The sequence below is a fragment of the Nonomuraea sp. NPDC050394 genome (assembly GCF_044459065.1).
Classification (GTDB): Bacteria; Actinomycetota; Actinomycetes; order Streptosporangiales; family Streptosporangiaceae; genus Nonomuraea.
The window spans coordinates 884,998-909,325 of the sequence record NZ_JBITIO010000003.1 but is presented as its reverse complement, the minus strand read 5'-3'; the positions used below and the strand labels follow the sequence as shown (position 1 = coordinate 909,325).

General features: G+C 72.4%; 19 protein-coding genes. 11 read left to right on the top strand and 8 right to left on the bottom strand.

Features of this window, described 5'->3' with window-relative positions; genetic code table 11:
- Positions 1-17: 17 nt before the first annotated feature.
- A complete protein-coding gene (locus tag ACIBKY_RS17205; RefSeq protein WP_397097613.1) occupies positions 18-941 on the bottom strand; it encodes a hypothetical protein in 924 nt (307 codons plus the stop codon).
- Between the two features lie 45 nt (positions 942-986).
- Complete coding sequence (locus ACIBKY_RS17200) at positions 987-1,298, bottom strand: ArsR/SmtB family transcription factor (RefSeq protein WP_379613865.1); 312 nt, start codon at positions 1,296-1,298, stop codon at positions 987-989.
- A 193-nt stretch (positions 1,299-1,491) separates the two neighbouring features.
- Between ACIBKY_RS17200 and ACIBKY_RS17195 the strand changes: the two genes are divergently transcribed.
- From ACIBKY_RS17195 to ACIBKY_RS17170, 6 genes are all read left to right on the top strand, one after another.
- Positions 1,492-2,931, top strand: coding sequence for an FAD-dependent monooxygenase (locus tag ACIBKY_RS17195; protein ID WP_397097612.1), 1,440 nt, complete (start codon positions 1,492-1,494; stop codon positions 2,929-2,931).
- Between the two features lie 81 nt (positions 2,932-3,012).
- Positions 3,013-4,200 (top strand): hypothetical protein, encoded by a 1,188-nt coding sequence (locus ACIBKY_RS17190; protein WP_397097611.1) that lies wholly within the window; start codon positions 3,013-3,015, stop codon positions 4,198-4,200.
- 521 nt (positions 4,201-4,721) lie between these two features.
- Positions 4,722-5,711 (top strand): LacI family DNA-binding transcriptional regulator, encoded by a 990-nt coding sequence (locus tag ACIBKY_RS17185; protein WP_397097610.1) that lies wholly within the window; start codon positions 4,722-4,724, stop codon positions 5,709-5,711.
- Positions 5,712-5,867: 156 nt separating this feature from the next.
- Positions 5,868-6,641 carry a sugar phosphate isomerase/epimerase family protein gene (locus ACIBKY_RS17180; protein WP_397097609.1) on the top strand — a complete coding sequence of 258 codons (774 nt, stop codon included), beginning with the start codon at positions 5,868-5,870 and terminating at the stop codon, positions 6,639-6,641.
- 468 nt (positions 6,642-7,109) lie between these two features.
- Positions 7,110-8,003, top strand: a complete 894-nt coding sequence (locus tag ACIBKY_RS17175; protein WP_397097608.1) for an alkaline phosphatase family protein — start codon at positions 7,110-7,112, stop codon at positions 8,001-8,003.
- A 650-nt stretch (positions 8,004-8,653) separates the two neighbouring features.
- Positions 8,654-11,398 (top strand): PEP/pyruvate-binding domain-containing protein, encoded by a 2,745-nt coding sequence (locus ACIBKY_RS17170; protein ID WP_397097607.1) that lies wholly within the window; start codon positions 8,654-8,656, stop codon positions 11,396-11,398.
- Here ACIBKY_RS17170 and ACIBKY_RS17165 read toward each other — a convergent pair.
- The 3 genes from ACIBKY_RS17165 to ACIBKY_RS17155 are packed head-to-tail and all read right to left on the bottom strand — an operon-like array spanning position 11,395 to position 14,521.
- On the bottom strand, positions 11,395-12,228 hold the full coding sequence (locus tag ACIBKY_RS17165) for a sugar phosphate isomerase/epimerase family protein (protein WP_397097606.1): 834 nt from the start codon (positions 12,226-12,228) through the stop codon (positions 11,395-11,397). The genes ACIBKY_RS17170 and ACIBKY_RS17165 overlap by 4 nt on opposite strands.
- Positions 12,225-13,391, bottom strand: a complete 1,167-nt coding sequence (locus ACIBKY_RS17160) for a dihydrodipicolinate synthase family protein (protein WP_397097605.1) — start codon at positions 13,389-13,391, stop codon at positions 12,225-12,227. The genes ACIBKY_RS17165 and ACIBKY_RS17160 overlap by 4 nt, the downstream gene beginning before the upstream one ends.
- Positions 13,388-14,521 (bottom strand): Gfo/Idh/MocA family protein, encoded by a 1,134-nt coding sequence (locus ACIBKY_RS17155; protein ID WP_397097604.1) that lies wholly within the window; start codon positions 14,519-14,521, stop codon positions 13,388-13,390. The genes ACIBKY_RS17160 and ACIBKY_RS17155 overlap by 4 nt, the downstream gene beginning before the upstream one ends.
- Before the next feature lie 277 nt (positions 14,522-14,798).
- Here ACIBKY_RS17155 and ACIBKY_RS17150 point away from each other — a divergent pair, with 277 nt between their 5' ends.
- Positions 14,799-15,614: an alpha/beta hydrolase gene (locus ACIBKY_RS17150; RefSeq protein ID WP_397097603.1), complete on the top strand. Its 816-nt coding sequence runs from the start codon at positions 14,799-14,801 to the stop codon at positions 15,612-15,614.
- Positions 15,615-15,861: 247 nt separating this feature from the next.
- On the opposite strand, the gene ACIBKY_RS17145 is transcribed toward ACIBKY_RS17150, so the two are convergent.
- Together ACIBKY_RS17145 and ACIBKY_RS17140 are read right to left on the bottom strand one after the other, a co-directional pair.
- Positions 15,862-17,088 (bottom strand): HRDC domain-containing protein, encoded by a 1,227-nt coding sequence (locus tag ACIBKY_RS17145; protein WP_397097602.1) that lies wholly within the window; start codon positions 17,086-17,088, stop codon positions 15,862-15,864.
- Positions 17,085-17,678, bottom strand: a complete 594-nt coding sequence (locus tag ACIBKY_RS17140; protein WP_184971719.1) for a DUF3000 domain-containing protein — start codon at positions 17,676-17,678, stop codon at positions 17,085-17,087. Before ACIBKY_RS17140 ends, ACIBKY_RS17145 begins: the two co-directional genes overlap by 4 nt.
- A gap of 481 nt (positions 17,679-18,159) precedes the next feature.
- Between ACIBKY_RS17140 and hemE the strand changes: the two genes are divergently transcribed.
- On the top strand, positions 18,160-19,173 hold the full coding sequence (gene hemE, locus ACIBKY_RS17135) for a uroporphyrinogen decarboxylase (protein WP_397097686.1): 1,014 nt from the start codon (positions 18,160-18,162) through the stop codon (positions 19,171-19,173).
- Between the two features lie 71 nt (positions 19,174-19,244).
- Positions 19,245-21,035 carry a BTAD domain-containing putative transcriptional regulator gene (locus ACIBKY_RS17130; protein WP_397097601.1) on the top strand — a complete coding sequence of 597 codons (1,791 nt, stop codon included), beginning with the start codon at positions 19,245-19,247 and terminating at the stop codon, positions 21,033-21,035.
- A 1-nt stretch (position 21,036) separates the two neighbouring features.
- Here ACIBKY_RS17130 and ACIBKY_RS17125 read toward each other — a convergent pair whose 3' ends face one another.
- On the bottom strand, positions 21,037-21,954 hold the full coding sequence (locus tag ACIBKY_RS17125) for a DUF4349 domain-containing protein (protein WP_397097600.1): 918 nt from the start codon (positions 21,952-21,954) through the stop codon (positions 21,037-21,039).
- Between the two features lie 99 nt (positions 21,955-22,053).
- Here ACIBKY_RS17125 and hemG point away from each other — a divergent pair, with 99 nt between their 5' ends.
- Together hemG and hemQ are read left to right on the top strand one after the other, a co-directional pair.
- Entirely contained in the window at positions 22,054-23,451 is a 1,398-nt protein-coding gene (hemG, locus tag ACIBKY_RS17120; RefSeq protein ID WP_397097599.1) for a protoporphyrinogen oxidase, read from the top strand.
- Positions 23,444-24,145, top strand: coding sequence for a hydrogen peroxide-dependent heme synthase (gene hemQ, locus ACIBKY_RS17115; protein WP_379613830.1), 702 nt, complete (start codon positions 23,444-23,446; stop codon positions 24,143-24,145). The genes hemG and hemQ overlap by 8 nt, the downstream gene beginning before the upstream one ends.
- The last annotated feature ends 183 nt before the right edge of the window (positions 24,146-24,328 follow it).

Below are 24,328 nucleotides of genomic sequence, written 5' to 3'. Positions count from 1 at the left end.
CAGCTTCCGTGCCTATGCTACTCGCCAGTAACTACTCCGCAGACGAGGGCGGTGAGCAGGAGCGCGCCCACCGTGAGGGCGGCGGGCTCCCACAGATGCGCCCGGCCGCCGAGCAGGGCGACCACGGCCAGCGCGGTGGCGGTCCAGGTGACCGCGGGGCGTCTCGCGGCCCTGATCGTCGCTTTCATCCGGTATGACTGCTTCATCCGGTACGGCTGCGCCGTTCCCGTTGCTGTCGCTGTCGGCGTCGGCACCGGCATCGACATCGGCATCGGCGTCGCGAAGGGCAGGGTTGGGGTGTCGGGTGCGGCCGGGTCGCTGGGACGTGCGGCTTGGGCGTGGGTCTGGTTCGGTTCGGTGGGGTGTCTGGCGTTGTCCGGGTCCCAGGGATCGCCCGGGGAGCGGCCGGAGCGGGCGAGGCCGACGAGGGTGGACAGGGCGCCTCTGGCCCACCAGGTGGCGAAGAAGACCGCGGCCACGTAGCCCGCCAGCGTGAGGAGTTCGACGGCGCGGGTCAGGGTGTCGGCCGTGCCGTACAGGCCGGACTCGCGGAACAGGCGCGGCACCGTGTAGCCGAGCAGCAGCGTCACGGCCCAGCACGCGGCCACCCCGAGACGGCTCAGGGCGCGGGTGAGAGGGGCGCCGGTGACGGCGTAGAGCTCCAGCTCGCGCCGCCGCACCCGGCGCATGCGCACGCCCCACACCGCCTGTGTCGCCGCCAGGGCGGGCAGGGAGGCCAGGGAGAGCAGGAGTGCCGCGATGGCGTACGGCAGTGTCTCCTCCCTGGTCGCGGCCCGTTCGGCGAGCATCTGGACGGAGGCGGGCAGCGCGATCGAACCGGAGAGCGCGATGAGCGCGAGCCGGCGCGCGGCCCGGGCGTGCGTACGCAGCCCGGTCACCACCCGTGCGCCGGGGAGGGGGGAAATCTCGGTCGAAAGCATGACGTCATGATGGCGTCACCGAGCGTGTCCGTGCCGGTGAACGGGCTACTCGGATGGAGCCCTAGATCCTTCGTAGACGATCAGGTCGAGGAGGCCGGGGAAGCGGTCGTCGAGGTCGGCGCGGCGGAGCCGGATGAAGAGCTTGCGGCCCTCGGGGCGCTGGCAGATGACGCCGCTCTCGCGCAGCACCCGCCAGTGGGCGGTCAGCGTTGACTTGGGCACATCCGGCAGGATCGAGCCGCAGAACTCTTCCTCTTCCGAGGCGGCCAGCTTCCGCACGATCGCGGCACGGACCGGGTGCCCGATGGCGGCCATCACATCCACCAGGTCGATCTGGTCGCGTGTCGGATGCAACATACGGCCCATTGTACGCATCTCCCGAACAGTGATTTGACAGGCACGGTACGTCCGTACGAGGATTCCGAACTGACAAACGGTCGTGCTTTCCGGGGGTCCTGGGCGGTCGGGTCTTCGGCGAGCCCGGACCGGCGGGTGGAACCGGGGTGGGGGTTGTGGTGTTCGGGTGGGGGAGTCGGCTGAGGAGGGTCGGATGTATGACGTGGTGATCGTGGGCGGCGGGCCGGTCGGGATGTTGCTGGCCGGGGAGCTGGGCTTGCAGGGGGTGCGGGCGCTGGTGCTGGAGCGGCTGGCCGTACCGGCGGGGGAGTCCAAGGCGGGGACGCTGCACGCGCGGACGGCGCAGAGCCTCGACCGGCGCGGACTGCTGGAGGCGGTGGGGAGGGCGAGCTACGGCAGCCTGCGGTTTCACTTCTCCGGGATGTTCGAGCTCGATCTCGGGGCGGTGGCCGGGGACGGTCCGAGCCTGGTGGGGAGTCCGCAGGCATGGGCGGAGCAGGTGTTCGCGCGCCGGGCGGCGGGGCTGGGGGCGGAGATCCGGCGGGGGCAGGAGGTGACGGGGCTGGTTCGGCATGAGGACCGGGTGGTGGTGACGGCCAACGGGCGGGAGGTGGCGGCGCGGTTCGTGGTGGGGACCGACGGGGCGCGGAGTGTGGTGCGTAAGGCCGCAGGGATCCCGTTCACGGGGACGGGGGCCCGGGTGGCCGCCTTGATGGGGGACGTGCGGCTGGAGGATCCCTACGGGCTTCCTGGCGGCTACCACCGCACGCCCCGTGGCTGGCTGATCGCGTGGGTGAATCCCGCCGGGCACAGCCGGATCACCACCTATGACTTCCGCGCGCCCCACGCCGACCGGGAGGCGCCGGTCACGCTGGAGGAGCTGCGGGAGGCGGCCGAGCACATCGCGGGCGTTCCCGTGCCCATGCGCGATCCGCGCGCCCTTTCCCGGTACGGCGACGCCGCCCTGCAGGCCGAGCGGTACCGGAGCGGCCGGGTCCTGCTGGCCGGGGACGCGGCGCACGTGCACTTCCCGTGGGGCGGGCAAGGTCTCAACACCGGGCTGGAGGACGCGGTCAACCTGGGATGGAAGCTGGCGGCGGAGGTTCGGGGGCGGGCGCCTGACGGGTTGCTCGACAGCTATCACGCCGAGCGGCATCCGGTGGCGGCGCGGGTGCTCTGGAACGTCAGGGCCCAGACGGCGCTGGCCAACCCGGATCCGTCGGTGGACCCGCTGCGGGAACTGTTCGCGGAGCTGATGGGCTTGGAGGAGGTGAACACCTACCTGAGCGGGATGATCAGTGGCGTCGACACCGCCTACGACGTCGGCGTGCCGGGGGCGGGGCGGATGGCTCCCGATCTGGCGATCAAGACCGACGACGGCGACATACGGCTGACAGAGTTGCTGCGCGGCGGCAGACCGTTTCTCCTGGACCTGGCCGGGCGGGACGATCTCGTCGAGGCGGTGTCCGGATGGCCGGTGGAGGTGGTTCGCGGCCGGGCGGAACACGAGGCGGAGGCCCTGTTGATCCGTCCCGACGGTTACGTGGCGTGGACCTCGCGGGCCGGGGCGGACACGCTGGGTGAAGCACTGGGACGCTGGTTCAAACCTGTTACGGACGACTATTTGTGGTGATCGAGTGAAATTTCCGGACAAGAGGTGGTGGAGTCTGTTAGGAAGGTCGCGATCCACACCCGGTAGCTAGAGAGGTACACCGTGTCGCGCGACGAGAAGGACAGACCATTCGAGGACGAGCAGGGCAGGTCGTTAAACCCGGACATGACCGGTGACGTGCTCTCCGACCGGTGGGAGACGGACGCCGCGGACACCGACGAGCAGCCGGCCGTCGTGCTCAGCGAGACCTACCACCTGCCGGGCGACCCGGGCACGCCAGGGGAGCGTTCGGAGACCTACCACCTGCCCGAGCCGGACGCCCTGGTCCACCAGGACATCCTCCTGGACCAGAGCGCCCTCAAGAGCCACCCCGACCCGGCCGATCCACTGGACCTGAACTCCGGCGCCGACCGCCCGGCAGGCACCGCCTTCGACGCCACGGCGGGCTACGACGGCACGCCCGGCTACGAGCCCGGAGCAGGCTATGAGCCCGGCATGGGCTATGAGCCCGGAACGGGATACGAGGCAGGAACGGCGGGCTACGAGGCCGGCACGACGGGCCCTGAATACGACGCCGGAGCCGCGGGAGCCGGTTACGACGCCGTAGCGGGGCCCGATGGAGACCGTGACGAGAACGAGCCCGGATACCTGCCGCTGGACAAGTCCTACGAGCGGCCGTTCGGCGGTGATGACGACGAGCCGCGCCGGGGCTTCCTCGGTTCGGGCTGGAGCGGCTCCGACGAGCAGGACGCGGGGCAGGGGGAGGTGCGGCGCCGTACCAAGATGCTGGTCGTCGCGGCGGCGGCCATCGTGGTGATCGGCGTGGGCGCGGGCTGGATGCTGACCGGCTCCGGCTCCGAGGCCTGCACCGGCGCGCAGTGCTCAAGCGCCGGCCAGGTGAGCACCCCGGTGGCCCCGCCCGCCGAGGAGACGGAAGACCCGGTGGACCAGCCCATCGAGGCCACCCCCGAACCCGACATGTCCGAGTCGGTCACCCCCACGCCCACGGTGAGCCGCGCCCGGGCCACCCGCACCCCGGCTCCGCGTGTGACCCCGACCCGCGACGACGACCCCACCCCCAAGGCAACCTCCAAGGGCACCCGCGCCCCAGACCCCAAGGAGCCGGTCACCGACACCGCCAACGAGCCCCAGCAGCCGCGCACCACCCAAGCCCCCTCGACCAAGCAACCCACCCAGCCCACCCAGGCCCCCACCGCCACCTCCGCCCCGGTCCCCGCGCCAACGGAGAGCAAGAAGCCCGGCGGCCTCCTGGACTGGCTGTTCGGCTGACGAATCCCCGGGGCTCGCTTGGCAGGACGAGCCGCGGAACCCCAACGCGGGGCGTGCTGTGGTGTGGCGCGGGGTTGCTCCCGGGTGCGGTCAAGGCAGCTCACGGGTTGCTCTCGGGTGCGGTCCGACAGCCCACATGGGGTTGCTCCCGGGGGTGCGGTCCATACAGCCCATACGGGTTGCTCTTGGGTGCGGTCCAGGGAGCCCGCCATCCGTTACGGCACAGCCGCCCCGCCGCCACCCGCCGACGTGAGCGTGCGTGTCGTGGGGATCGCTTCTCACGTCGGACGTGGTCCCCGCCGCAACGGCGATGCGGTAACCGGCCGGTGGGTCCCCTTGATGACCGTCCCCTTGGACACGGCTTGGCTGGATGGCGGGCTACCACTTGGCCGGTTGACGGATCGCCGTAGCGGCGAGCGCCACGTCCGACGTGAGAAGCGATCCCCCCGATCGGCGCCGACGGGCGTCGGTGGGTGGTGGGGGAGTCTGGCAGACTGGGAAATCGCTTTCCAGGAGGTGTCGTGGTCACCCTCGAAGATGTGGCGAGGCAGGCGGGTGTTTCGCTGGCGACCGCCTCGCGTGTGCTGAACGGCAGTACCCGCCAGGTGGGCGCCGGCCTGCGCGCCCGCGTCGAGCAGGCCGCCGACGAGCTCGGCTACCGGGCCAACATCGCCGCCCAGACCCTTGCCCGCGGTGCCAGCAACGTGATCGGCATCGTGGTGCACGATCTCACCGACCCCTACTTCGCGGCGCTGGCCGACGGGGTCATGCGGGCCGCGGCCGGGGAAGGGCTGCTGGTCATGGTCGGTACCACCCACCGCGACCCCGAGCAGGAGATCGCCTACGTCGCCACGCTCAACGCGCAGCGCGTGCGGGCGGTGCTGCTGGTGGGTTCGCGGCTCGACGACCCCGAGGTCACCGGACGGCTGCGCGCCGAACTCGACCGCTATCTGTCCAGCGGCGGCCGTGTCGCCTGCGTCGGCCAGGACCTGCTCGGCGTCGACACGGTCGCCCCGGCCAACGGGGAGGGGGCGGCGGCGCTGGCGCGTTCGCTGGCTGAGCTGGGGCATCGGCGGTTCGCGGTGCTCGCGGGCCCGCCGCGGCTCATGACCGCCGCGGACCGTTGCGCCGGATTCGTCACCGCCCTCGAACAGCTCGGACTCCCGCGCCCCCGGATCGTCCACGGCCCGTTCGACCGCGACGGCGGTTATCAGGCGGCGCGGGAGACGGGCGACGCGACCTGCGTGTTCGCGGTGAACGACGTCATGGCCGTGGGCGCCCTGGCCGCCTACAGGGAGCGGGGCGTGCGGGTGCCGGAGGACGTGTCGGTGGCGGGCTTCGACGACATCGCGACCCTGCGCGACCACGCGCCCGCGCTGACGACGGTGCGGTTGCCGCTGGCCGACATGGGTGCGCGGGCCCTGGAGCTGGCCCTCACCTCGGACGGCAAGCCTGTCGTGGAGCCGGTCCGCGGCGAGGTGGTCCTGCGCGAAAGCGTCCGCCCCCTCTGATGCCCCCGCCCGTAGCCGCAGCACGGGCGCGCTCGGGCCGCGGCTGGGGCCCGGGTGCCCATCTGTGTCTTTTGTGCCGGTACGGCGGCGCCCCGCCGTACTCCCGCGTGTCGCCCGACCGGCGGCGCGCGTGCCACCACCCCTTGGGAGAACACTGTGAAACTGTCCGTCAGCACGCTGGGAATGCCGGGCTACACGCTCGACCGGGCGATCGAGGTGGCCGTGGCGCATGGCTGCCAGGGGCTGGAGCTGCGGCTGCACCCCGACACCGGCGTACACGCCGGACTGAGCCGCGACGAGCGCGCGGCGGCGCGGAAGGCGGTGGAGAGCGCGGGTCTGGAGATCTCCGCTCTGGCTGGCTATGTGCGCGTATGTGAGCCGGGTCCCGACGAACCCCTCATCGAGGCACTCCTCGCCGACCTCAAGCTCGCCGCCGACCTGGGGGCGCCGGGCGTGCGGGTGTTCCCGCGCGGCGACGACCCGGCCGTGGGCGCGCGCCGCCTCCAGGCGGTCTCCGGTACGGCACGCGAACTCGGCCTGCGCGTCCTCGTCGAAACCCACGACCTGATGGCCACCGGCGCCAAGGTCGCCGAACTCCTCGACGCCGCCGGCTCCCCGGACACCACCGGCGCCCTCTGGGACCTCCTCCACCCGTGGCGCCACGGCGAAACCCCGGCCGACACGCTGTCCTCGCTGGGCTCACACCTGGCGTATGTGCAGGTCAAGGATGCGGTGTCGGCCAACGACAGTACGCCGGTGCCGATGTGGTCGGGTTCCGTGCCGCTGCACGAGTGCGGGGAACTGCTGAAGTCGGCGGGGTATGACGGGTGGGTGTCGCTGGAGTGGGAACGCACCTGGTACCCCCAGGTCGCCCCGGTGGAGGACATCCTCCCCGGCGCCGCCGAATGGGTCCGCCGCTACCAGCCCTGACCCCAGCCGACCCCAGGCCCCCCACCAGGCACCGCCCACCCGCCCCTCCACCTGCCTGCGGTCAGCCGCCTCTCCCGCCCTGCAGCCCTCCCGCCCGGCAATCGTCCCGCCCTGCAGGCCCCGCAACCCCCAGCCCCCAGCCCCGCAGCCCCAGCCCGCAACCCCCCCAGCCCCGCAGCCCCCAGCCCTGCAGTCCTCACGCCCCGCGGTCGGCCGCTCCTTCAGCCCCTCTAGTCGTTCAGACGCCTGCAGACCCGGGCACTGGGGCGGAGATGAGTGGCCGGTGAGGTCGTGCCTCCCGCCCGGGGTGCCGGTACGGCGGGTTGGGTGGCATGCCGGGCGGTGGGCCCGATGCTGTGGTGGACGGCGGTTGGTCGGTGGCTGGCAGGGTGGCGTTGGGTCGTGGGCGGGGCGCGCGTAGGGTGGCGGCGGCGGTGCGCCGTCGTGGTGGCGGGAGATGGGAGTCGCGTGAAGGACAAGGTGCTTGTCGTCGGCATGGACGGCCTGCGGTTCGACCGGTTGCTGGCGCTGCGTCCCAAGGTGCTGGGGGAACTGCTCGATACCGGTGTGCATGGGACGAGCCTGCTGCCGTATGGGGAGGCCGAGGCCGTCTCCACGGGTGCCAAGGGGGAGGTCGTGCGGCTGGGGGAGAGGGCGATCGCGTCCAGGACCGACTCGGGGCCGGGATGGTCGTCGATCGCCACCGGGGTGTGGCCGGACAAGCACGGCGTGGTGGATAACAGCTTCACCGCTCCTGATTTCATGAAATATCCGGACTTCCTGACCCGGGCCAAGCGGGCCGACCCCTCCCTGACCACCTCAGCCCTGTTCTCGTGGGCCGCGCTGGCCGAGCACGGGGCGTTCGGGGAGGAGATCGACACCCGCGTGGTCCTGGACGGCTTCGCCATCACCTTCACCGAGGGCGACAAGCAGATCGCCGACGCCGCCGAACGCCACTTCGCCGAGCAGGCTCCCGACCTGTCCTTCGTCTACTTCGGCGACACCGACGAGGTTGCCCACAGCCTGGGCCCCCACTGCCCGGAGTACGCCGAAGCCCTCCACACCCAGGACAACTACCTGGGCCGCGTCCTCACTTCGATCAAGAACCGCCCCTCCTACCCCGCGGAACGCTGGACCATCCTGGTCACCACCGACCACGGTCACCTGGACGAAGGCGGCCACGGAGGGGTCACTCCCGAGGAACGCACCACGTTCGTGATCGCCGCCCGCCTGGGCGAGAACCTCGGCGGCCGCACCCTCCCCGAGGCCCGCCTGGTGGACATCGCCCCCACAGCCCTGTCCCAGCTGGGCATCACCCCCGCCACCGCCTGGAACCTGGACGGCCACCCCCTCCCCCTCTAACCCACCGGGGAACGTCAACCCACCCGAGGAACGTCAACCCACCCGGGGAACGTCAACCCACCCGGGGAACGCCAACCCGCACCGGAATGCCCACCCACCCGGGGAACGTCAACCCACCCGGGGAACGTCAACCCACCCGGGGAACGCCAACCCGCACCGGAATGCCCACCCACCCGGGGAACGTCAACCCACCGGGAACCCAGCGCGCCTGCCTCCCGCCTGCGAGGGTGCCGCCTCCGCTTCTGGACGCGCCGCGCCAGGTTGTCGTGCCTGCCGGAGGTGCCGCGTGCCGCAGAGCGCCCAAGGGCGGCGAGGTGGGTCGCACCGCGCAACGCGGAGGCGTGTGCTGGGAAGGTCCCGTGGTGTGAGGAGTCACCCGCGCGGGGGCCTGTGCGCCGTGTGGGGGAGCCTGCTGTGGGGGCGTGCGGCGTGAGGGTCGTGCTGACCCAGTGGGCGTGTGTCGGCGAGAGGTCGCGCTGCGCATGGGGGTGACGCGACGACGGGGGAGCGCCCGGCACGTGACGGCACGCTGACCGGGCCGCGTGACGTGAGGAGCGGCCGTCTTCTGCCAAAGTTTTTCATCACTTGTTGAATTCTCGCCGCCCACGCGCCACACTGTGAACGAAGGGTGTCTCTCAGGAGGACGGCGCATGAAAACCGCACTGGAGTTTTCCGAGATCCACGCCGGCATGCTCGCCGAAGTAGGCGGTAAGGCCGCCAACCTGGGTGAGCTGACCAGGGCGGGCCTACCGGTACCCCCAGGCTGGGTACTGACCACGGACGCCTACCACCAGGCGGCGGAAACCGCGGGACTCCAGGAGATCATCGCCCAGGGCGGCGACCTGGCGGCGAAGGCGCGGCGTCGCCTCCTGGAAACCGCCATCCCCGGCGAAGTGGCCGAGGAAGTCAGGAAGGCCTACGCGGGGCTGGGGGAGTCGGCCCCCGTGGCGGTGCGGTCGTCGGCCACGGCCGAGGATCTGCCGTTCGCGAGCTTCGCCGGCCAGCAGGACACGTTCCTCAACGTGGTGGGGCCGGAGGAGGTGCTGCGGGCGGTGCGGAAGTGCTGGGCTTCTCTCTGGACGGACCGGGCGGTCGCCTACCGCGAGGCGAACGGGATCGACCACGCGGCGGTCCGTATCGCGGTGGTGGTCCAGACGATGGTGGACGCGCAGGTGGCGGGTGTGATGTTCACCGCGAACCCGGTCACCGGCCGCAGGCGGGAAGCGGTGATCGACGCCAGTCCCGGCCTGGGCGAGGCGGTGGTGTCGGGGGCGGTGAATCCCGACAGGTTCGTGGTCGACGTGGCCACGGCCGAGATCCGCGAACGCCACGCCGGTGACAAGAAGATCGCCATCAGGTCGTTGCCCGGCGGCGGCACCGAACGCGTCGAGACCGACGTCGACGGCTTCTGCCTCACCGACGCGCAGGTGCGGGCGCTGGCCGAGCTCGGGGCCCGGGTCGAGGGGCATTACGGCGCGCCGCAGGACACCGAGTGGGCGGTCGACGCCGGCGGGCGGCTCTGGCTGACGCAGGCGCGGCCGATCACCACGCTCTATCCTCTGCCCGAGACCGGACACGACGGGCTGCGCCTGTTCTTCTCGGTCAACGTGGCGCAGGGGGTGATGGGGCCGTTCACGCCGATGGGAAGCGCGGCCATCAAGCTGATGAGCGCGGGCGCGGCCAGGATCGCGGGGTACCCGCCGGCCGACCCCCATCAGGGCGCCGGCCCGGTGGTCGAGGCGGGGCAGCGGCTCTGGATCGACCTGACCAAGGCGGCACGCAGCCGCGTCGGCCGCGCCGTACTGCCGAGAATGCTCTCCGTCGCGGAGGCGCGCACGGCGGTGCTGTTCAAGGCGCTCATGGACGACCCGAGGCTGTCGATGATCTACCCGTCGCGGCGGCCGTTCCTGCGTGCGGCGCGGCGGATCGCGCGGGCGGCGGGCGCGCCGCGCCGGATGCGGTGGGCGCTCACGCGGCCGGAACGCGCGCTGACCTACTCGCGGCGCGTCGGCGACGAACTCGCGCGGCGCCTGGAACTCCCGGGGGACGTATCCCCGCAGGCACGGATCGACCATGCCGAACGCCTGCTCGGCGCGACCTTCCCGATGATCTTCTCGATCATGCCCATCGTGCTCGTGGGGTACGGAATGTTCGGGCTGGCGTCGAAGTTGTCGGGCGTGCCGATCTCCGACATGCAGGACGTCCTGCGGAGCCTGCCCCACAACCCGACCACCGAGATGGACATGGAGCTGTGGCGGCTGGCCACGCGCATCGAACCGTTCGGCGACCGGTCGGTCGAGGAAGTCACCCGCCTCTACCAGGCAGGACAACTGCCCCGCGTGACCCAGGAGGCCATCTCCGGCTTCCTCGCCACCTACGGCCACCGCGGCGTCGCCGAGATCGACCTCGGCGTCAAGCGCTGGTCGGACGATCCGTCCCACATCATCGGCGTCCTGGCCAACTACCTGCGCATGGACGACCGCCTCGCGCCCGACGCCCTGTTCGAGCGCGGCGCCGCAGAGGCGCGGGACGCCGTCGAGCGCGTCGCGGCCGCCGCCGCGCGCAAGGGCCGCTGGCGCGCCGCGATCGTCCGCCGTGCCCTGGACCGCACCCGCCGTCTCGGCGGGCTGCGCGAGCTGCCCAAGTACTACGCGGTGCTGATCCTGGCAGGGGTACGGCGGAGCATGCGCGTCGTCGGCGAGCACCTGGCGGCGCGGGGCGTCATCGGCACCCCGGACGACATCTACTTCCTCACCTTCCAGGAGGCCAGAACCGCTCTCCAGCCCAGGAGCGAGGGCGACCTTCGCGAACTGGTGGCCGAGCGCAAGGCGGTCCACGAGCAGGAGGCGCGGCGCAGGCACGTCCCCCGCCTGCTGCTGTCGGACGGCACCGAACCGGAGGCGCTGTCGATCGCCGCCGCCGAGGGAGCCATCATCGGCACCCCGGCCTCGGCGGGCAGCGCGACCGGCCGGGCCCGCGTGGTCATGGACCCGGTCGGCGCGCACCTGGAGCCGGGCGAGATCCTGGTCTGCCCGTCCACGGACCCGGGCTGGACGCCGCTGTTCCTGACGGCGGGCGGCCTGGTGATGGAGATGGGCGGCGCCATGTCACACGGCGCGGTCGTGGCCAGGGAGTACGGCATCCCCGCGGTGGTCGGCGTCACCCGCGCCACCGAGCGCGTCACGACCGGCGAGACCGTCACCGTGGACGGCGCCGCCGGAACCATCACCCAAGAAGCCGCAGGCACGATCACCCAAGAGGGCACGATCACCCAAGAGGGCACGATCACCCAAGAGGGCACGATCACCCAAGAGGGCACGATCACCCAAGAGGGCACGATCACCCAGGAGGGCACGATCACCCAGGAGCGCGACCAAGCCCAGAACCCCGCCTAACCGACCACCTCGGCATACCGCCGCTTCATCGAAGCCACCACCTCGTCCGGATCGGCGGCCCAGATGTCGGCGTTGAAGATCTCCACCTCGACGTCACCGGTGTACCCGGCGGCGAGCACGGCACGGGTGATCGGCGGAAAGTCGATCACCCCGTCGCCCATCATCCCCCGCCCGAGCAGCACGTCGGCGGGCAGCGGATGCAGATAGTCGCATACCTGGTAGGACGCGATCCGCTCACCCGCCCGCGCGATCTGCTCGAACACCTGCGGATCCCACCACACGTGGAAGGTGTCCACCACGACCCCGACCTGCTCACCGGGGTACGGCATGGCCAGATCCAGCGCCTGCCCAAGCGTGGACACGACGGCTCGGTCCGGGCAGTAGATCGGATGCAGAGGCTCCAACGCCAGCCGTACGTTCCGCTCCCCGGCATAGGGCGCCAGCTCGGCCAGCGCCTCGGCCACCCGCTCCCGCGCCCCGGCCAGATCCCGCGAGACCCCCGCCCCGTCCCCCAGCGGGCGCCCGGGGATTACCCCGGGCAGCCCGCCCACGACCAGGACGAGACAGGCGGCCCCCAGCTCGGCGGCCTCGTCGACGGCCCGCCGGTTGTCATCCAGGGAGGCGGCCGCGGTCATGAAGCCGCCCCTGCACAGGGACGACACCCGCAGCCCGGCCGCGCGCACCAGCTTGGCGCTGGCGGCCAGACCCTGCTCGGCCACCTCCTCCCGCCACAACCCGACGGCCTCAAGCCCGTGCCGCACGCAGCCGTCCACGGCCTGGGCGACGGTCCAGCTCTTGGTGGTGCGCTGGTTGAGCGACAACGGGTTCACAGGCCGTTCACCGCCAGAAGCGCCGTCATCCGGCGGACCGCGAGCTCCTGGTCCGACAGCAGCCCCGCCTGGTCGGCCAGCCGGAACACCTCCGCCAGGTGGGTGATCGACCGGGCCGACTGCGCGCCGTTGACCATGCTGAACGCCTCCTGGTGACCGTTGAGCCAGGCGAGGAAGACGATGCCGGTCTTGTAGTGGAACGTCGGCGTCTCAAAGATCTTGCGGGACAACGCCACCGTCGGCCCGAAGATCTCATCGTAAAGAGCGAGATTCCGGGTGCGGAGCTGCTCGTCGGAAGCCGACTCCGCGGCGCTCAGCGCCCGCAGGGCGGCCGCCGCCGCGGGGGCGATCGCGTCGAAGATGCCCAGGAGCGCGTGGCTGCCCGACTTGATGAGCGACGGGTAGTTGAAGTCGTCGCCGGTGTAGAGGCGGACGCCCCGGGGGAGGGCGGCGCGCAGCCGTACCTCATGATCTTCGTCGAGGAGGGAGACCTTCACGCCGTCGACCATCGCGGCGTTGGCGTGGATCAGTTCCAGGAACGACTCGGTGGCCGCCTCGACGTCGCGCGAGCCCCAGTATCCGGCCAGCTGGGGGTCGAACATCTCGCCCAGCCAGTGCAGGATCACCGGCCGGCCGGCGAGGCCGAACAACTTGCCGTACACGCGGTGGTAGTCATCGGGGCCGGTGGCGGTCCTGGCGAGCTGGCGCGAGGCCATGATGATCACGCCGGCGCCGGTGGCCTGGACGGTGTCGATCTGCTCGGCGTAGGCGTCGGTGATCGCCTGGACGGTGTCCGCTCCGGGCGCGTGGTCGGTCCCGGCGCCGCAGGCCACCAGCTCGGCCGGGTCGCCGAACTCGCGTGCCTCGCCGGCGCTGCGGGTGATCAGTTCGCGGGTCGCCGCCCAGTCCAGGCCCATGTTGCGCTGGGCGGTGTCCATGGCGTCGGCGACGCGCAGGCCGTACGACCAGAGGTGGCGGCGGAAGCGCAGGGTGGCGGCCCAGTCGACCGCGGCGGGCGCGCCGGGCGTGTTGTCCCCGAGCGGGTCGGCCACCACGTGCGCGGCCGCGTAGACCACCCGCGCGCCGGTGGGTCCGGCGCCGTGCACGGGCCAGGTGACGGGTTCGCGCAGCGTGTACTCGCCGCCGGGCAGCCGGATTCTCACAGGCCCGTCACCTCGATCCTGCGGCCCTCGGCCGACGAGCGCAGCCCCAGCTCGGCCAGTTGCACGCCGCGGGCGCCCGCGGCGAAGTCGTAGGGGAACGGGGCGTCCTCCAGCACGTGCCGCAGGAACAGCTCCCACTGGATCTTGAACCCGTTGTCGAACTCCGCGTTGTCCGGCACCTCCTGCCAGTCGTCGCGGAAGCGGGCGGTGACCGGAAGGTCCGGGTTCCAGACGGGCTTGGGTGTTCCGGCGCGGTGCTGGATCCGGCAGTTGCGCAGCCCGGCGACGGCGCTGCCGTGTGTGCCGTCCACCTGGAACTCGACCAGTTCGTCCCGGTTCACCCGCACGGCCCAGGAGGAGTTGATCTGCGCGACGATGCCGCCCTCCAGCTCGAAGATCCCGTACGCGGCGTCGTCGGCCGTCGCGTCATAGGTCACCCCCTGCTCGTCGACCCGGGCCGGGATGTGGGTGACGGCCCGGGCGTAGACGGACCGGACGCGGCCGAACAGGTTCTCCAGCACATAGTGCCAGTGCGGGAACATGTCGAGGATGATGCCGCCGCCGTCCTCGGCCCGGTAGTTCCAGGAAGGACGCTGGGCCTCCTGCCAGTCGCCCTCGAACACCCAGTAGCCGAACTCCCCGCGTACCGACAGGATCCGTCCGAAGAAGCCGCCGTCGATCAGCCGCTTGAGCTTGAGCAGGCCGGGGAGGAACAGTTTGTCCTGGACGACGCCGTTCTTGACGCCGCGGGCGGCGGCGGCCTCGGCGAGTGCGACGGCCTCCTCGACGGACTCCGCGGTGGGCTTCTCCGCGTAGATGTGCTTTCCGGCCTCGATGGCCTTGAGCACCGACTTGACCCTGGCCTGGGTGACCTGGGCGTCGAAGTAGACCTCGGCGCGCTCCAGGGCGGCGTCGAGGTCGGTGGTGTAGTCGGTGAGCCCGTGCCTGGCGGCGATCTCGGCCAGCTTGGCCTCGCTGCGGCCGACGAGGATGGGATCGAGCCTGACCCGGGTGCCGTCGGAGAGGGCCAGCCCGCCCTGCTCGTTGATGGCCAGGACGGACCGGACCAGATGCTGCCGGTAGCCCATCCTGCCGGTGACGCCGTTCATCACCACGCCGATTCTGCGCATCGGGACCCTTTCTTCGGAAAGCGCTTTCCAGGACCGTACGGCGGGCGTGGGTGTCGTTGCAATACCGTGTGCCGCACAGTAGCTGGCGATCGTGCCCGGCACCCTCCTGATCGGCGAGTGGAGGACGAAGGAACCGATACCGCGAGGCCGGAGCGGCTCGATGCCCCGCCGGCGACCCTGAGAGGAGCTCCGGGCAAGCACGTACCCAGGAGGTAGGGGACGGGTGATACCTGAGGCTGACGCGAGCTGAGCACGCCGTCGCATACGGTCGTGAACCATGCGTCGTTTCCTGTTGGGTGTCCTGCTCGCCCTGACCGTCGCGGGTGCCGCCTCCCAGCCGGGCACGCAGCCACTCGACCTGCCCGCGATCACCGCGCCCGCCCTGGCCGAACGCTACGCCGCCCACGCGCGCGACGGTTCCGGACGGCAGTTCCTGGCCCTCGACCGGACGGGCGACGGGCGGGCCGTCGAGGTGGTGGGCGACCTGGCCGCCGCCGACTCGGTGATCATCTTCGTGCCGGGCACCGGGTACGGCCTGGCCCAGTTCAACGACAGCACCGCCGCGCCGGGCGGCGCCGCCCGCGCCCTGCACGCCCGCGCTCAGGCCCTGGCTCCCGGCACGAAGGTCGCGGTCATCGGCTGGCTCGGCTACGACGCGCCCGAGATGACCGACCCGGGCGTCATCACCACGCTGCCCGCCGCGAAGGGCGCCAAGGCCCTGCGGACCCTGGTGACCGCCCTGCTGCCCAAGCGGATCGCCCTGGTCTGTCACAGCTACGGCACGGTCGTCTGCGGCGAGGCCGCGCCCGCCCTGCCCGTCACCGACATCGTCGCCCTGGGCAGCCCCGGCATGGGCGTGGCCGGCGCCGCCGACCTCCGCACGCCGGCCCGCGTGTGGACGGCGCTGTCCCGCCGCGACGACGTCTTCCGCCCGGGAGTACGGCTCGGCCCCATCGGATTCGGCGCCGACCCCAACGTCGCGGCCTTCGGCGCCCGGATCATCGACGGCGGCGACGGCCGGCACACCGACTACCTGCGCCCCGGCCCCACCCTCGACCGGATCACCAGAATCGCCCTGACCGGCCGCGCCTGACCGCCCGGACCTGACCGCCGCGCCTGAGCGCCCGCGCCTGACCGGGCGGGCCTGACGGCCCTGCGCCGCGAACCAACCCGGGGCCAACAACAATCCAACGCGGGCGCCCTAGCGTTGCCCGACGACCGGCAGGAGGAATCTCAGGAAGGCACCGATCGCCATGATCGACGGGGACGGCACGACGGCACGCCCGGACATGCACTGGACCGAGGGATAGAAGCGCGGCGCCGCCTCCGCGGAGGCGGCGTCAGACCTCGCCCTTGGTCTCCAGCCGGTCCAGGGCCTTGGTGAGCGGATGCGCCGTGAGACCGATCTGCCACTCGCGGGCCCCCAGCGAACGCAGCCGCCCGGCCACCGTCGCGTCGTCGAGCACCGCGGGCGGCTCCCACGTCAGGCGCCGGACCGCGTCGGGCTGCAGGAGGTTCTCGGTGGGCATCCGGTGCTCGTCGGCCAGCGCCGCCACCACCGCGCGCGCCGCGGCCAGGCGCTTGGCGGCGGCCGGGTCACGATCGGCCCAGCGGTTGGCCGGCGGCGGCCCGTCACCGGGCGAGCTCGGCGCGGGCAACTGGCCGTCGGGCAGCGCCCGCGCGCGGCTGACCGCCGACAGCCAGTCGGACATGTAGCGCCGCGCGCTGCGGCCGGTGAACGCGGAGATCTCGGTGAGCGCCTTCTTGGTGCGCGGCACCTCCAGCGCGGCGGTCACGATCGCGGCGTCGGGAAGGACGCGGCCGGGAGCCAGGTCCTTCTCCCTGGCGATCGTGTCGCGCATCGTCCACAGCTCGCGCACGATGGCCAGCGCCCGCACGTTGCGGACCTTGTGGATGCCGGAGGTACGCCGCCAGGGGTCGGAACGCGGCGACGGCGGCGGTGTGGCCAGCACGGCCGCGAACTCCTCCTGGGCCCAGGCGAGCTTGCCGCTCTCCTCCAGCTGCGCGTGGAGCGCGTCACGCAGCTCCACCAGCACCTCGACGTCGAGCGCCGCGTAACGCAGCCAGTCCTCGGGCAGCGGCCTGGTCGACCAGTCGGCCGCCGAATGGCCCTTCTCCAGCCGCAGGCCGAGGACGGTCTCGACCATGGTGCCCAGGCCCACCCGCTCGTACCCGAGCAGTCGCCCGGCCAGCTCGGTGTCGAACATCCGGCGCGGCCGGAAGCCGATCTCGGCGAGACACGGAAGGTCCTGCGAGGCGGCGTGCAGGACGACCTCGGCATCGGACACGGCCGCGTCGAGCGCGCTCAGGTCGGGGCAGCCCATGGGGTCGATGAGCGCGCTTCCCGCGCCGATGCGGCGCAGCTGGACGAGATAGGCGCGGTTGCCGTAGCGGTAGCCGGAGGCCCGCTCGGCGTCGACCGCGACGGGCCCGCTGCCGGCGGCGAACGCCTCGATCGTGCGGGCCAGCCCCGCGGCGTCGGCGATCACCTGCGGGATGCCCTCGCGCGGCTCTAGCAGCGGGACGACGGTCTGTTCTTCTGTCACTGCCGAAAGGACTCCGGATCTTCACGATGGCGCGGCAGCGTGGCCACGTCGGGCGGGAGGGGTGGGATCCCCGCCGCCAGGCACATGAGGTCGCACCAGGCGGCGACGTGACCCGAGAGGTCCTCCTCCGTCGGGGACCAGGACGCCCTCAGCTCCAGCTCGGTGGTGACCGGGTCTTCCGCTTTGTTGCCGAACCCCTCGGACACGGCCCTTGTCACAGTACCGCCAGCGGCGGAGTAAGCGGCGTGGTGGGACTCCAACGCCTCGGTCAGCCAGCTCCACGCGACCGGGCCGAGCAGCGGATCGGAGGTGATCTCCGGCTCCATGTCGGCGCGCACGTAGGCGACGAGGCGGAACGGGCCGTCCCAGCCGCGCTGGCCGTCGGGGTCGAACAGCAGGATCAGCCGCCCCACCGCCAGCTCGTCGTCGTCGCGGTAGACGGACGCGCCGATGGCGGCCGAGTAGGGCGCCAGCCGCTGAGGGGCGGGCAGGTCCTCGAGTTCGATCTCGGGCCGCACGTCGATCGGCCGCAGGCTCTCCGCGGCGCGCAGGAACGCCGGGGGAGGCGGCGGCCGGTCACCGACGGTCATAGTCGAAGCGTAGGTCGCTGACGGACGGAAGGGGACCACGGGGGTGCTCATACGATGTGCTCAAGCCGCGGCCGTCACCAGCGTCCGGGTCCGCGCGGGCACTTGTGGCGCCCCGAGGAACACGGCCAGCCCGCAGTCCGTGCACGCCCAGTCGGGGCACGTGTCAGGCTCGTGCCCGTCAACGCAGAGCGGCTGCTCGAACAGCCGCTCGCCGGCGCAGTCGGGGCAATGTTCACTGCGGAGGGAGCTCCACAACGCGGTCATCGCACGGGGCCTTTCTTGTGATCGTGGGTCTGACGGTGACACGGCTCGCTGACAATTCCCCGCAACGCGCTCGGCGTGTCCCGAAAGTGGTTGCCGAATCGATGCCGCGCGGCGGCTTGGCGAACTCTTGATCCAGAATTTCCCGCCTTGCTCCGGTGCGCGGACCACGCGCGTACCGTGGCAGGCTTGGAGCGTGAATCTCGACGACTCCGCCTTCCTGCGCGCCTGCCGCCGCCAGCCCGTCCCGCACACCCCCGTGTGGTACATGCGGCAAGCCGGCCGTTCGCTGCCCGAATACCTGAAGGTGCGCGAGGGCACGGCGATGCTGGCCGCGTGCGCCGACCCCGACCTGATCGTCGAGATCACCCTGCAGCCGATCCGCCGCTACGGCGTCGACGCCGCCATCTTCTTCAGCGACATCGTGGTCCCGCTCAAGGCCATCGGCGTCGACCTCGACATCAAGCCGGGCGTCGGCCCCGTCATCGCCAGCCCGATCCGCGACGCCAAGGGCCTGGAGGCCCTGCGTCCCCTGGAGCCCGGCGACGTCCCCTACGTCACCGAGGCGATCGGGTCGCTGGTGGGCGAACTCGGGTCCACGCCGCTCATCGGCTTCGCCGGCGCGCCGTTCACGCTGGCGTCGTACCTGATCGAGGGCGGTCCCTCCAAGAACCACGACCGCACCAAAGCCATGATGTACGGCGAGCCGCACCTCTGGCACGCGCTCATGGACCGCCTGACCGGCATCGTCCTGGAACACCTTCGCGTCCAGATCAGGGCCGGGGCCTCGGCCATCCAGTTGTTCGACTCCTGGGTCGGCGCCATCGCGCCCGCCGACTACCGCGAGTTCATCGCGCCCCACACCAGCCGCATCTTCGCCGGGGTGCCGGAGGTGCCGCGCATCCACTTCGGCGTCGGCACCGGCGAACTGCTCGGCGTGCTCGGCGAGGTGGGTCCCGACGTGGTCGGCGTCGACTGGCGGGTCCCGCTGGACGAGGCCGCCCGCCGCGTCGGCCCCGGCAAGGCACTGCAGGGCAACCTCGACCCGGCCATCCTGCTGGCCCCGTGGGAGGTCGTCGAGGAGCGCGCGCTCGACATCCTGCGCAGGGGCCGCGCGGCCGAGGGCCACGTCTTCAACCTCGGCCACGGCGTCCTGCCCGGCACCGATCCGGACCAGCTCAAGAGGTTGACAGATCTGGTCCATTCCTTTGACCCCGATACCTCCCGGCTATGACCCCCTGACATACTTCGGGCGACTTAGTATGGTCGGGGACGTCGGGTGCGAGGCAACCGGGGGGAACCGGCGTGGAGTTCGGCGTTCTGGGGGAATTGGCGATCGTCCGTGAGGGCAGCGCGGTCGCGCTGACCTCGGCCAAGCAGCGCAACATCCTGGCCGTGCTCCTGAGCAGGGCCAACCGGGCCACCGCCGACGGCAGGCTCGCGGAGGCGGTGTGGGGGCAGGCGCCGCCGTCCCCGGCCACGGTCCGCTGGCACGTCCACCACGTACGGCAGGCGATCGGCGACGACCGCGTCACCCGGCGCGGCGAGGCCTACATGCTGCTCCTCGACCCGGCCGAGCTCGACGCCGCCCGCTTCGAGCGCCTGCTCACGCGGGCCCGCGCGGAAGGTTGCCCCGAGGCGGCGGCAGCGGCGTACGGCGAGGCGCTCGCCCTGTGGCGCGGCGAGGCCTACGCCGGCCTTCACGCGGTGAGCTGCGAGGCGGCCCGCCTGGAAGAGCTGCGCCTGGCGGCGGCGGAGGAACGGGCGGAGAAGCTGCTCGCGCTCGACCGTCCCGCGGAGGCCGCCGCCGAGCTGGCGCCGCTGGTGGCCGCCCAGCCCCTGCGCGAACGCCTGCGCGCCGCCCACCTGCTGGCCCTGCACCGCTCCGGCCGCCGGGCCGAGGCCCTGAGCTCCTACCGGGAGGGCCGTTCACGCCTGGTGGCCGAGCTGGGCGTCGAACCCGGCCGCCACCTGCGCGCCGCCCACGCCCAGGCGCTCGACGGCGACCAGCCGCCGCCGCACCCCGCCCAGCTGCCCCAGGACGTCGCCGCCTTCACCGGCCGCCGCCTGGAGCTCGCCGCCCTCGACCGCTCGCTCGAAACGGGCGCCACGGCCGTCATCACCGGCCCGGCCGGCATCGGCAAGACCGGCCTGGCGCTGCGCTGGGCGCACTCGCGCGCGGCCCGCTTCCCCGACGGCCAGCTCGCCGCCGACCTGCGCGCCAGGACCGGCCCGCTGCCACCCGCCGAGGTACTGGCCAGGTTCCTGCGCGCGCTCGGCGTCACCCGCGTCCCCGACGGCCTCGACGAGCGGGCCGCCCTCTACCGCACGCTGCTGCGCCGCCGCCGCGTGCTGCTGGTCCTGGACGACGCCGCCTGCGCCGCCCAGGTACGCCCGCTGCTGCCCGGCGCGCCCGGCTGCCGGGTGCTGGTCACCGGACGCGGCCGGTTCGAGGGCCTGGTGGGGGAGGGCGCCTCCTCCACGCGACTCGACGTGCTGCCCCCCGATCAGGCGGTGGACCTCCTGCGCCGCCTCGTTCCCTCTCCTCCGGCGCGAGAGGACGAGGGCCTCGCGCGGCTCGCCCGGCTGTGCGACGGGCTGCCGCTGGCGCTGCGCGTCGCCGCCGCCCGGCTCGCCACCCGCCCCGGCTTGACCGCCGGGCTCCTGGCCGGACGGATGCGCGCCGAACACAGCCGCCTCGACGAACTGCGCGCCGGCGACCTGGACGTCCGCGCCGCCATCGCGTCCGGCTACGACGCCGTCGGTGAGCGCGAACGCCTGCTCTTCTGCCTGCTCGGCCTGCTGCCCGCGGCCGTCGAGTGCACCCCGTGGCTGGCCACCGTCATGCTCGGCGCGGGCATCGAGGAGGCCGGCGGGCTGCTCGACCGCCTCGCCGACGAGCAGCTCCTGCGGCACGAGCGCGCCGACGAGCAGGGCTGGGAGCGCTACCGGATGTACCACCTGGTCCGGCTGTTCGCGGCCGAGCGGGCCGCCGCCGATGTGCCCGCCCGCCTGCGCGAACAGGCCGTGGCCCGCGCCATGGCCTCCCCGATGGGCCGCCGCCGGACCATCTCGTCCAAGCTGTGCGTGGTGTGAGCTAGGCGGCGGGCGTCTCCTCCGGAGCCGCGGGGACGGCCGGTCCGCGGGTACGGCCGCGCCGTACCAGGAAGATCACGAGCAGCACCACGGGCGCGACGATCAGCAACCAGGGCAGCACCACGCCCACGACGGTCACCACGACCTTGAGGAAGTCCACGAGCGCCCGCCACCCCGCGGCGAGGCCGCCGAGGAAGCCGGGCGGGTCGTCGTCGGGCGGCAGCACCTCGGCGGCCGGGCCCACGAGCCGCAGCGTCACCGTGGCCATGCCGACCTGCGCGGCCAGCTCCTTCTGCCGGGCCTGGAGAGACTCCAGCTCGGCCTCACGGTTCTGGATCTCGCGCTCGACCTGGAGCACCTGACCGATGGTCTTGGCCTTGCCCAGCAGCGATCGGAGCGAGGCGAGCGCGCCCTCGGCCGACTTCAGCCGGCTGTTGACGTCGGCGACCTCCATGGTCACGTCCTGGGTGCCCTGGGACATGGACAGCCGCTTGCCGAGGTCGCGGCCCAGGACGGTCAGGACCTCCTGGTAGCGGGCGGGCGGGATCTTGAACTCGAGGGTCGCGCTGGCCTCCCGCTGCTCGGCGGCGCTGGACTCCTCCTTCGACAGGTGCCCGCCGGCGCCGGTGACGAGCGTCTTGGCCCGGTCGGCGGCGGCCGTGACGTCTCTCGCCCGCACGGTCAGGGTGGCGACGTAGATGATCTGACGCTCCTCGGCCGTCACCTTCACGTCCGAGGTGATCGTCTTGCCGCCCGCTTCGTCCTTCGCCGTGTAGTCGGCATCCGCGCGGGCCTCACCGACCGCCGCGCTCTCGGGCCGGGCGGCCTCGCCGCTCTGGGCGACACCGCCGCTGCCGCTGCCGCCGCAGCCGGACAGCAGCACGACGGCCAGCGCCGCCGCCAACGCCATTGTCTTCATGACCATAAGGACGGGTCGCGCCCGGCGCCGGTTCTCACGGAGGCGTCTCGATAGGGTCACGCGTCCGACCGGCGCCGGCAGGCGGTAGCGTCAGGAAGCGTGGAAGGGAACCGGGCGCACGTCGTCATCGTCGGAGGCGGGATCTCAGGGCTGGCCGCGGCGTGGCACCTGCGGCACAACGGCGGCGAACGCGTCAAGGTGACCGTGCTCGAAGGCAGCCCGCGCATCGGGGGCAAGCTGCACACCTCCGAGGTGGCGGGGGTCCGCGTGGACGAGGGCGCCGAGGCGATGCTGGCCAGGCGGCCCGAGGGCAAGGACCTGGCCAAGGCCGTGGGGCTCGGCGACGACCTGGTCAGCCCCGGCACCACCTCGGCCGCCATCTACTCGCGCGGCGCGCTGCGGACGATGCCCAAGGGCCAGGTCATGGGCGTCCCCGCCGACCTCACCGAGCTGGCCAGGTCGGGCATCATCTCGCCGGCCGGGCTCCTGCGGGTCCCGCTCGACCAGGTGCTGCCCGCCACGCTCGTGCGCACGGACGTCTCCGTCGCCGCCTACATCCGGGCCCGCATGGGCGCCGAGGTCCTCGACCGGCTGGTGGAGCCGCTGCTCGGCGGCGTCTACGCCGGGCGTTCCGACATGCTCTCCCTGGAAGCCACGATGCCGGGCATCGCGATCGCCGCCCGCACGGAGCGTTCCCTGCTCGGCGCGACCCGCGAGATCGTCGGGGAGGCGCCCAAGGCGGCGGGACCGGTCTTCAACTCGTTGCGCGGCGGGCTGGGCAGCCTGCCCGAGGCGGTGGCCAAGGCCGGCGGCGCCGACATCAGGACCGGGGTGACGGTCAGGGAGCTGCGCCGTACCGAGTCGGGCTGGCTGCTGGTGACCGGGCCGGTGCCGCGGCCCGAGGTGATCGAGGCGGACGCGGTGATCCTCGCCGTCCCCGCCGCGCCCGCCGCGCGGCTGCTGCGCGAGGAGGTCCCGAAGGCCGCCGCCGAACTGGCCAGGATCGAGTACGCCAGCATGGCCATCGTCACCCTCGCCTACACCCCCGACGCCTTCCCCGAGCCGCCGACCGGCAGCGGCTATCTGGTGCCCCCGGTCGAGGGGCGGCCGGTCAAGGCGGCCACGTTCAGCTCCGTCAAGTGGCCGCACCTGTCCGGCGACCTGCTCATCGTGCGCTGCTCGGTGGGCCGGATCGGCGAAGAGCACCTTCTGCAGCGCGCCGACTCCGAACTGGTCTCCCTGGCCACGGCGGAGATGGCGGAGGTGATGGGGGTACGCGGGCTGCCCGTGGACACCCGCGTCACCCGGTGGGGCGGCGCGCTGCCGCAGTACAACGTGGGCCACCTGGATCGGGTGGCCAGGGTTCGCGCGGCGGTGGCCGTGCAGCCGGGGCTCGCCGTCTGCGGCGCGGCCTACGACGGGCTCGGGATTCCCGCGTGCGTCGCCACGGCTCGTACGGCTGCCGCCCGGATACTGGGAGAATTGACACATGACTGAGGGTGCGCAGAGGCCGAAGGCCCGCGATCTTAACCAGGTGATCCGCTACACCATGTGGTCGGTGTTCAAGGTCACCGAGCCGTGCCCGGGCAACCGCGAGGGGCTGGCCGACGAGGTCACCGAGTTGCTGGAGCAGGAGGCGCGCAAGGGCGTCGTCACCCGCGGCCTGTACGACGTGGCCGGGTTCAGGGCCGACGCCGACTACATGTTCTGGTGGCACGCGGCCTCGCCGGAGGACCTGCAGGACGTGTACTCACGCTTCCGCCGTACCGGCCTCGGCCGGGGCAGCGAGCCGGTGTGGTCGGCGATGGCGCTGCACCGGCCGGCGGAGTTCAACAAGTCGCACATCCCGGCCTTCCTGGCCGAGGAGGAGCCGCGGGGCTACGTGTGCGTCTATCCGTTCGTGCGCTCGCTGGAGTGGTACCTCCTCGACGACGCCGAGCGGCGGACGATGCTGGCCGAGCACGGGCTGATGGCCCGCGACTACCCGGACGTGCGGGCCAACACGGTGGCCTGCTTCGCGCTGAACGACTACGAGTGGATGCTGGCCTTCGAGGCCGACGAGCTTCACCGGATCGTCGACCTGATGCGGCACCTGCGGGGGGCGAAGGCCCGCGAGCACACCCGGATCGAGATCCCCTTCTACACCGGCGTACGCAAGCCGGTCGGCGAGCTGGTCAACGCGCTGCCGTAGGCGGTTTTGCCCGGCGCCTTCCGACGGGCCGGGCAAAATCTCCATCTCCCCTACCTGATCGCCTGGTTCTTGCCACAATCGTGAAGGAAATCCCTTGGGAGCGGGGGTGTACGGGTGGCGCGTTCCAGAACTCCCGGAAGACATGGACGGCGGCGCGCGAAGCCGCGGTGGCCGTGGCGGGCG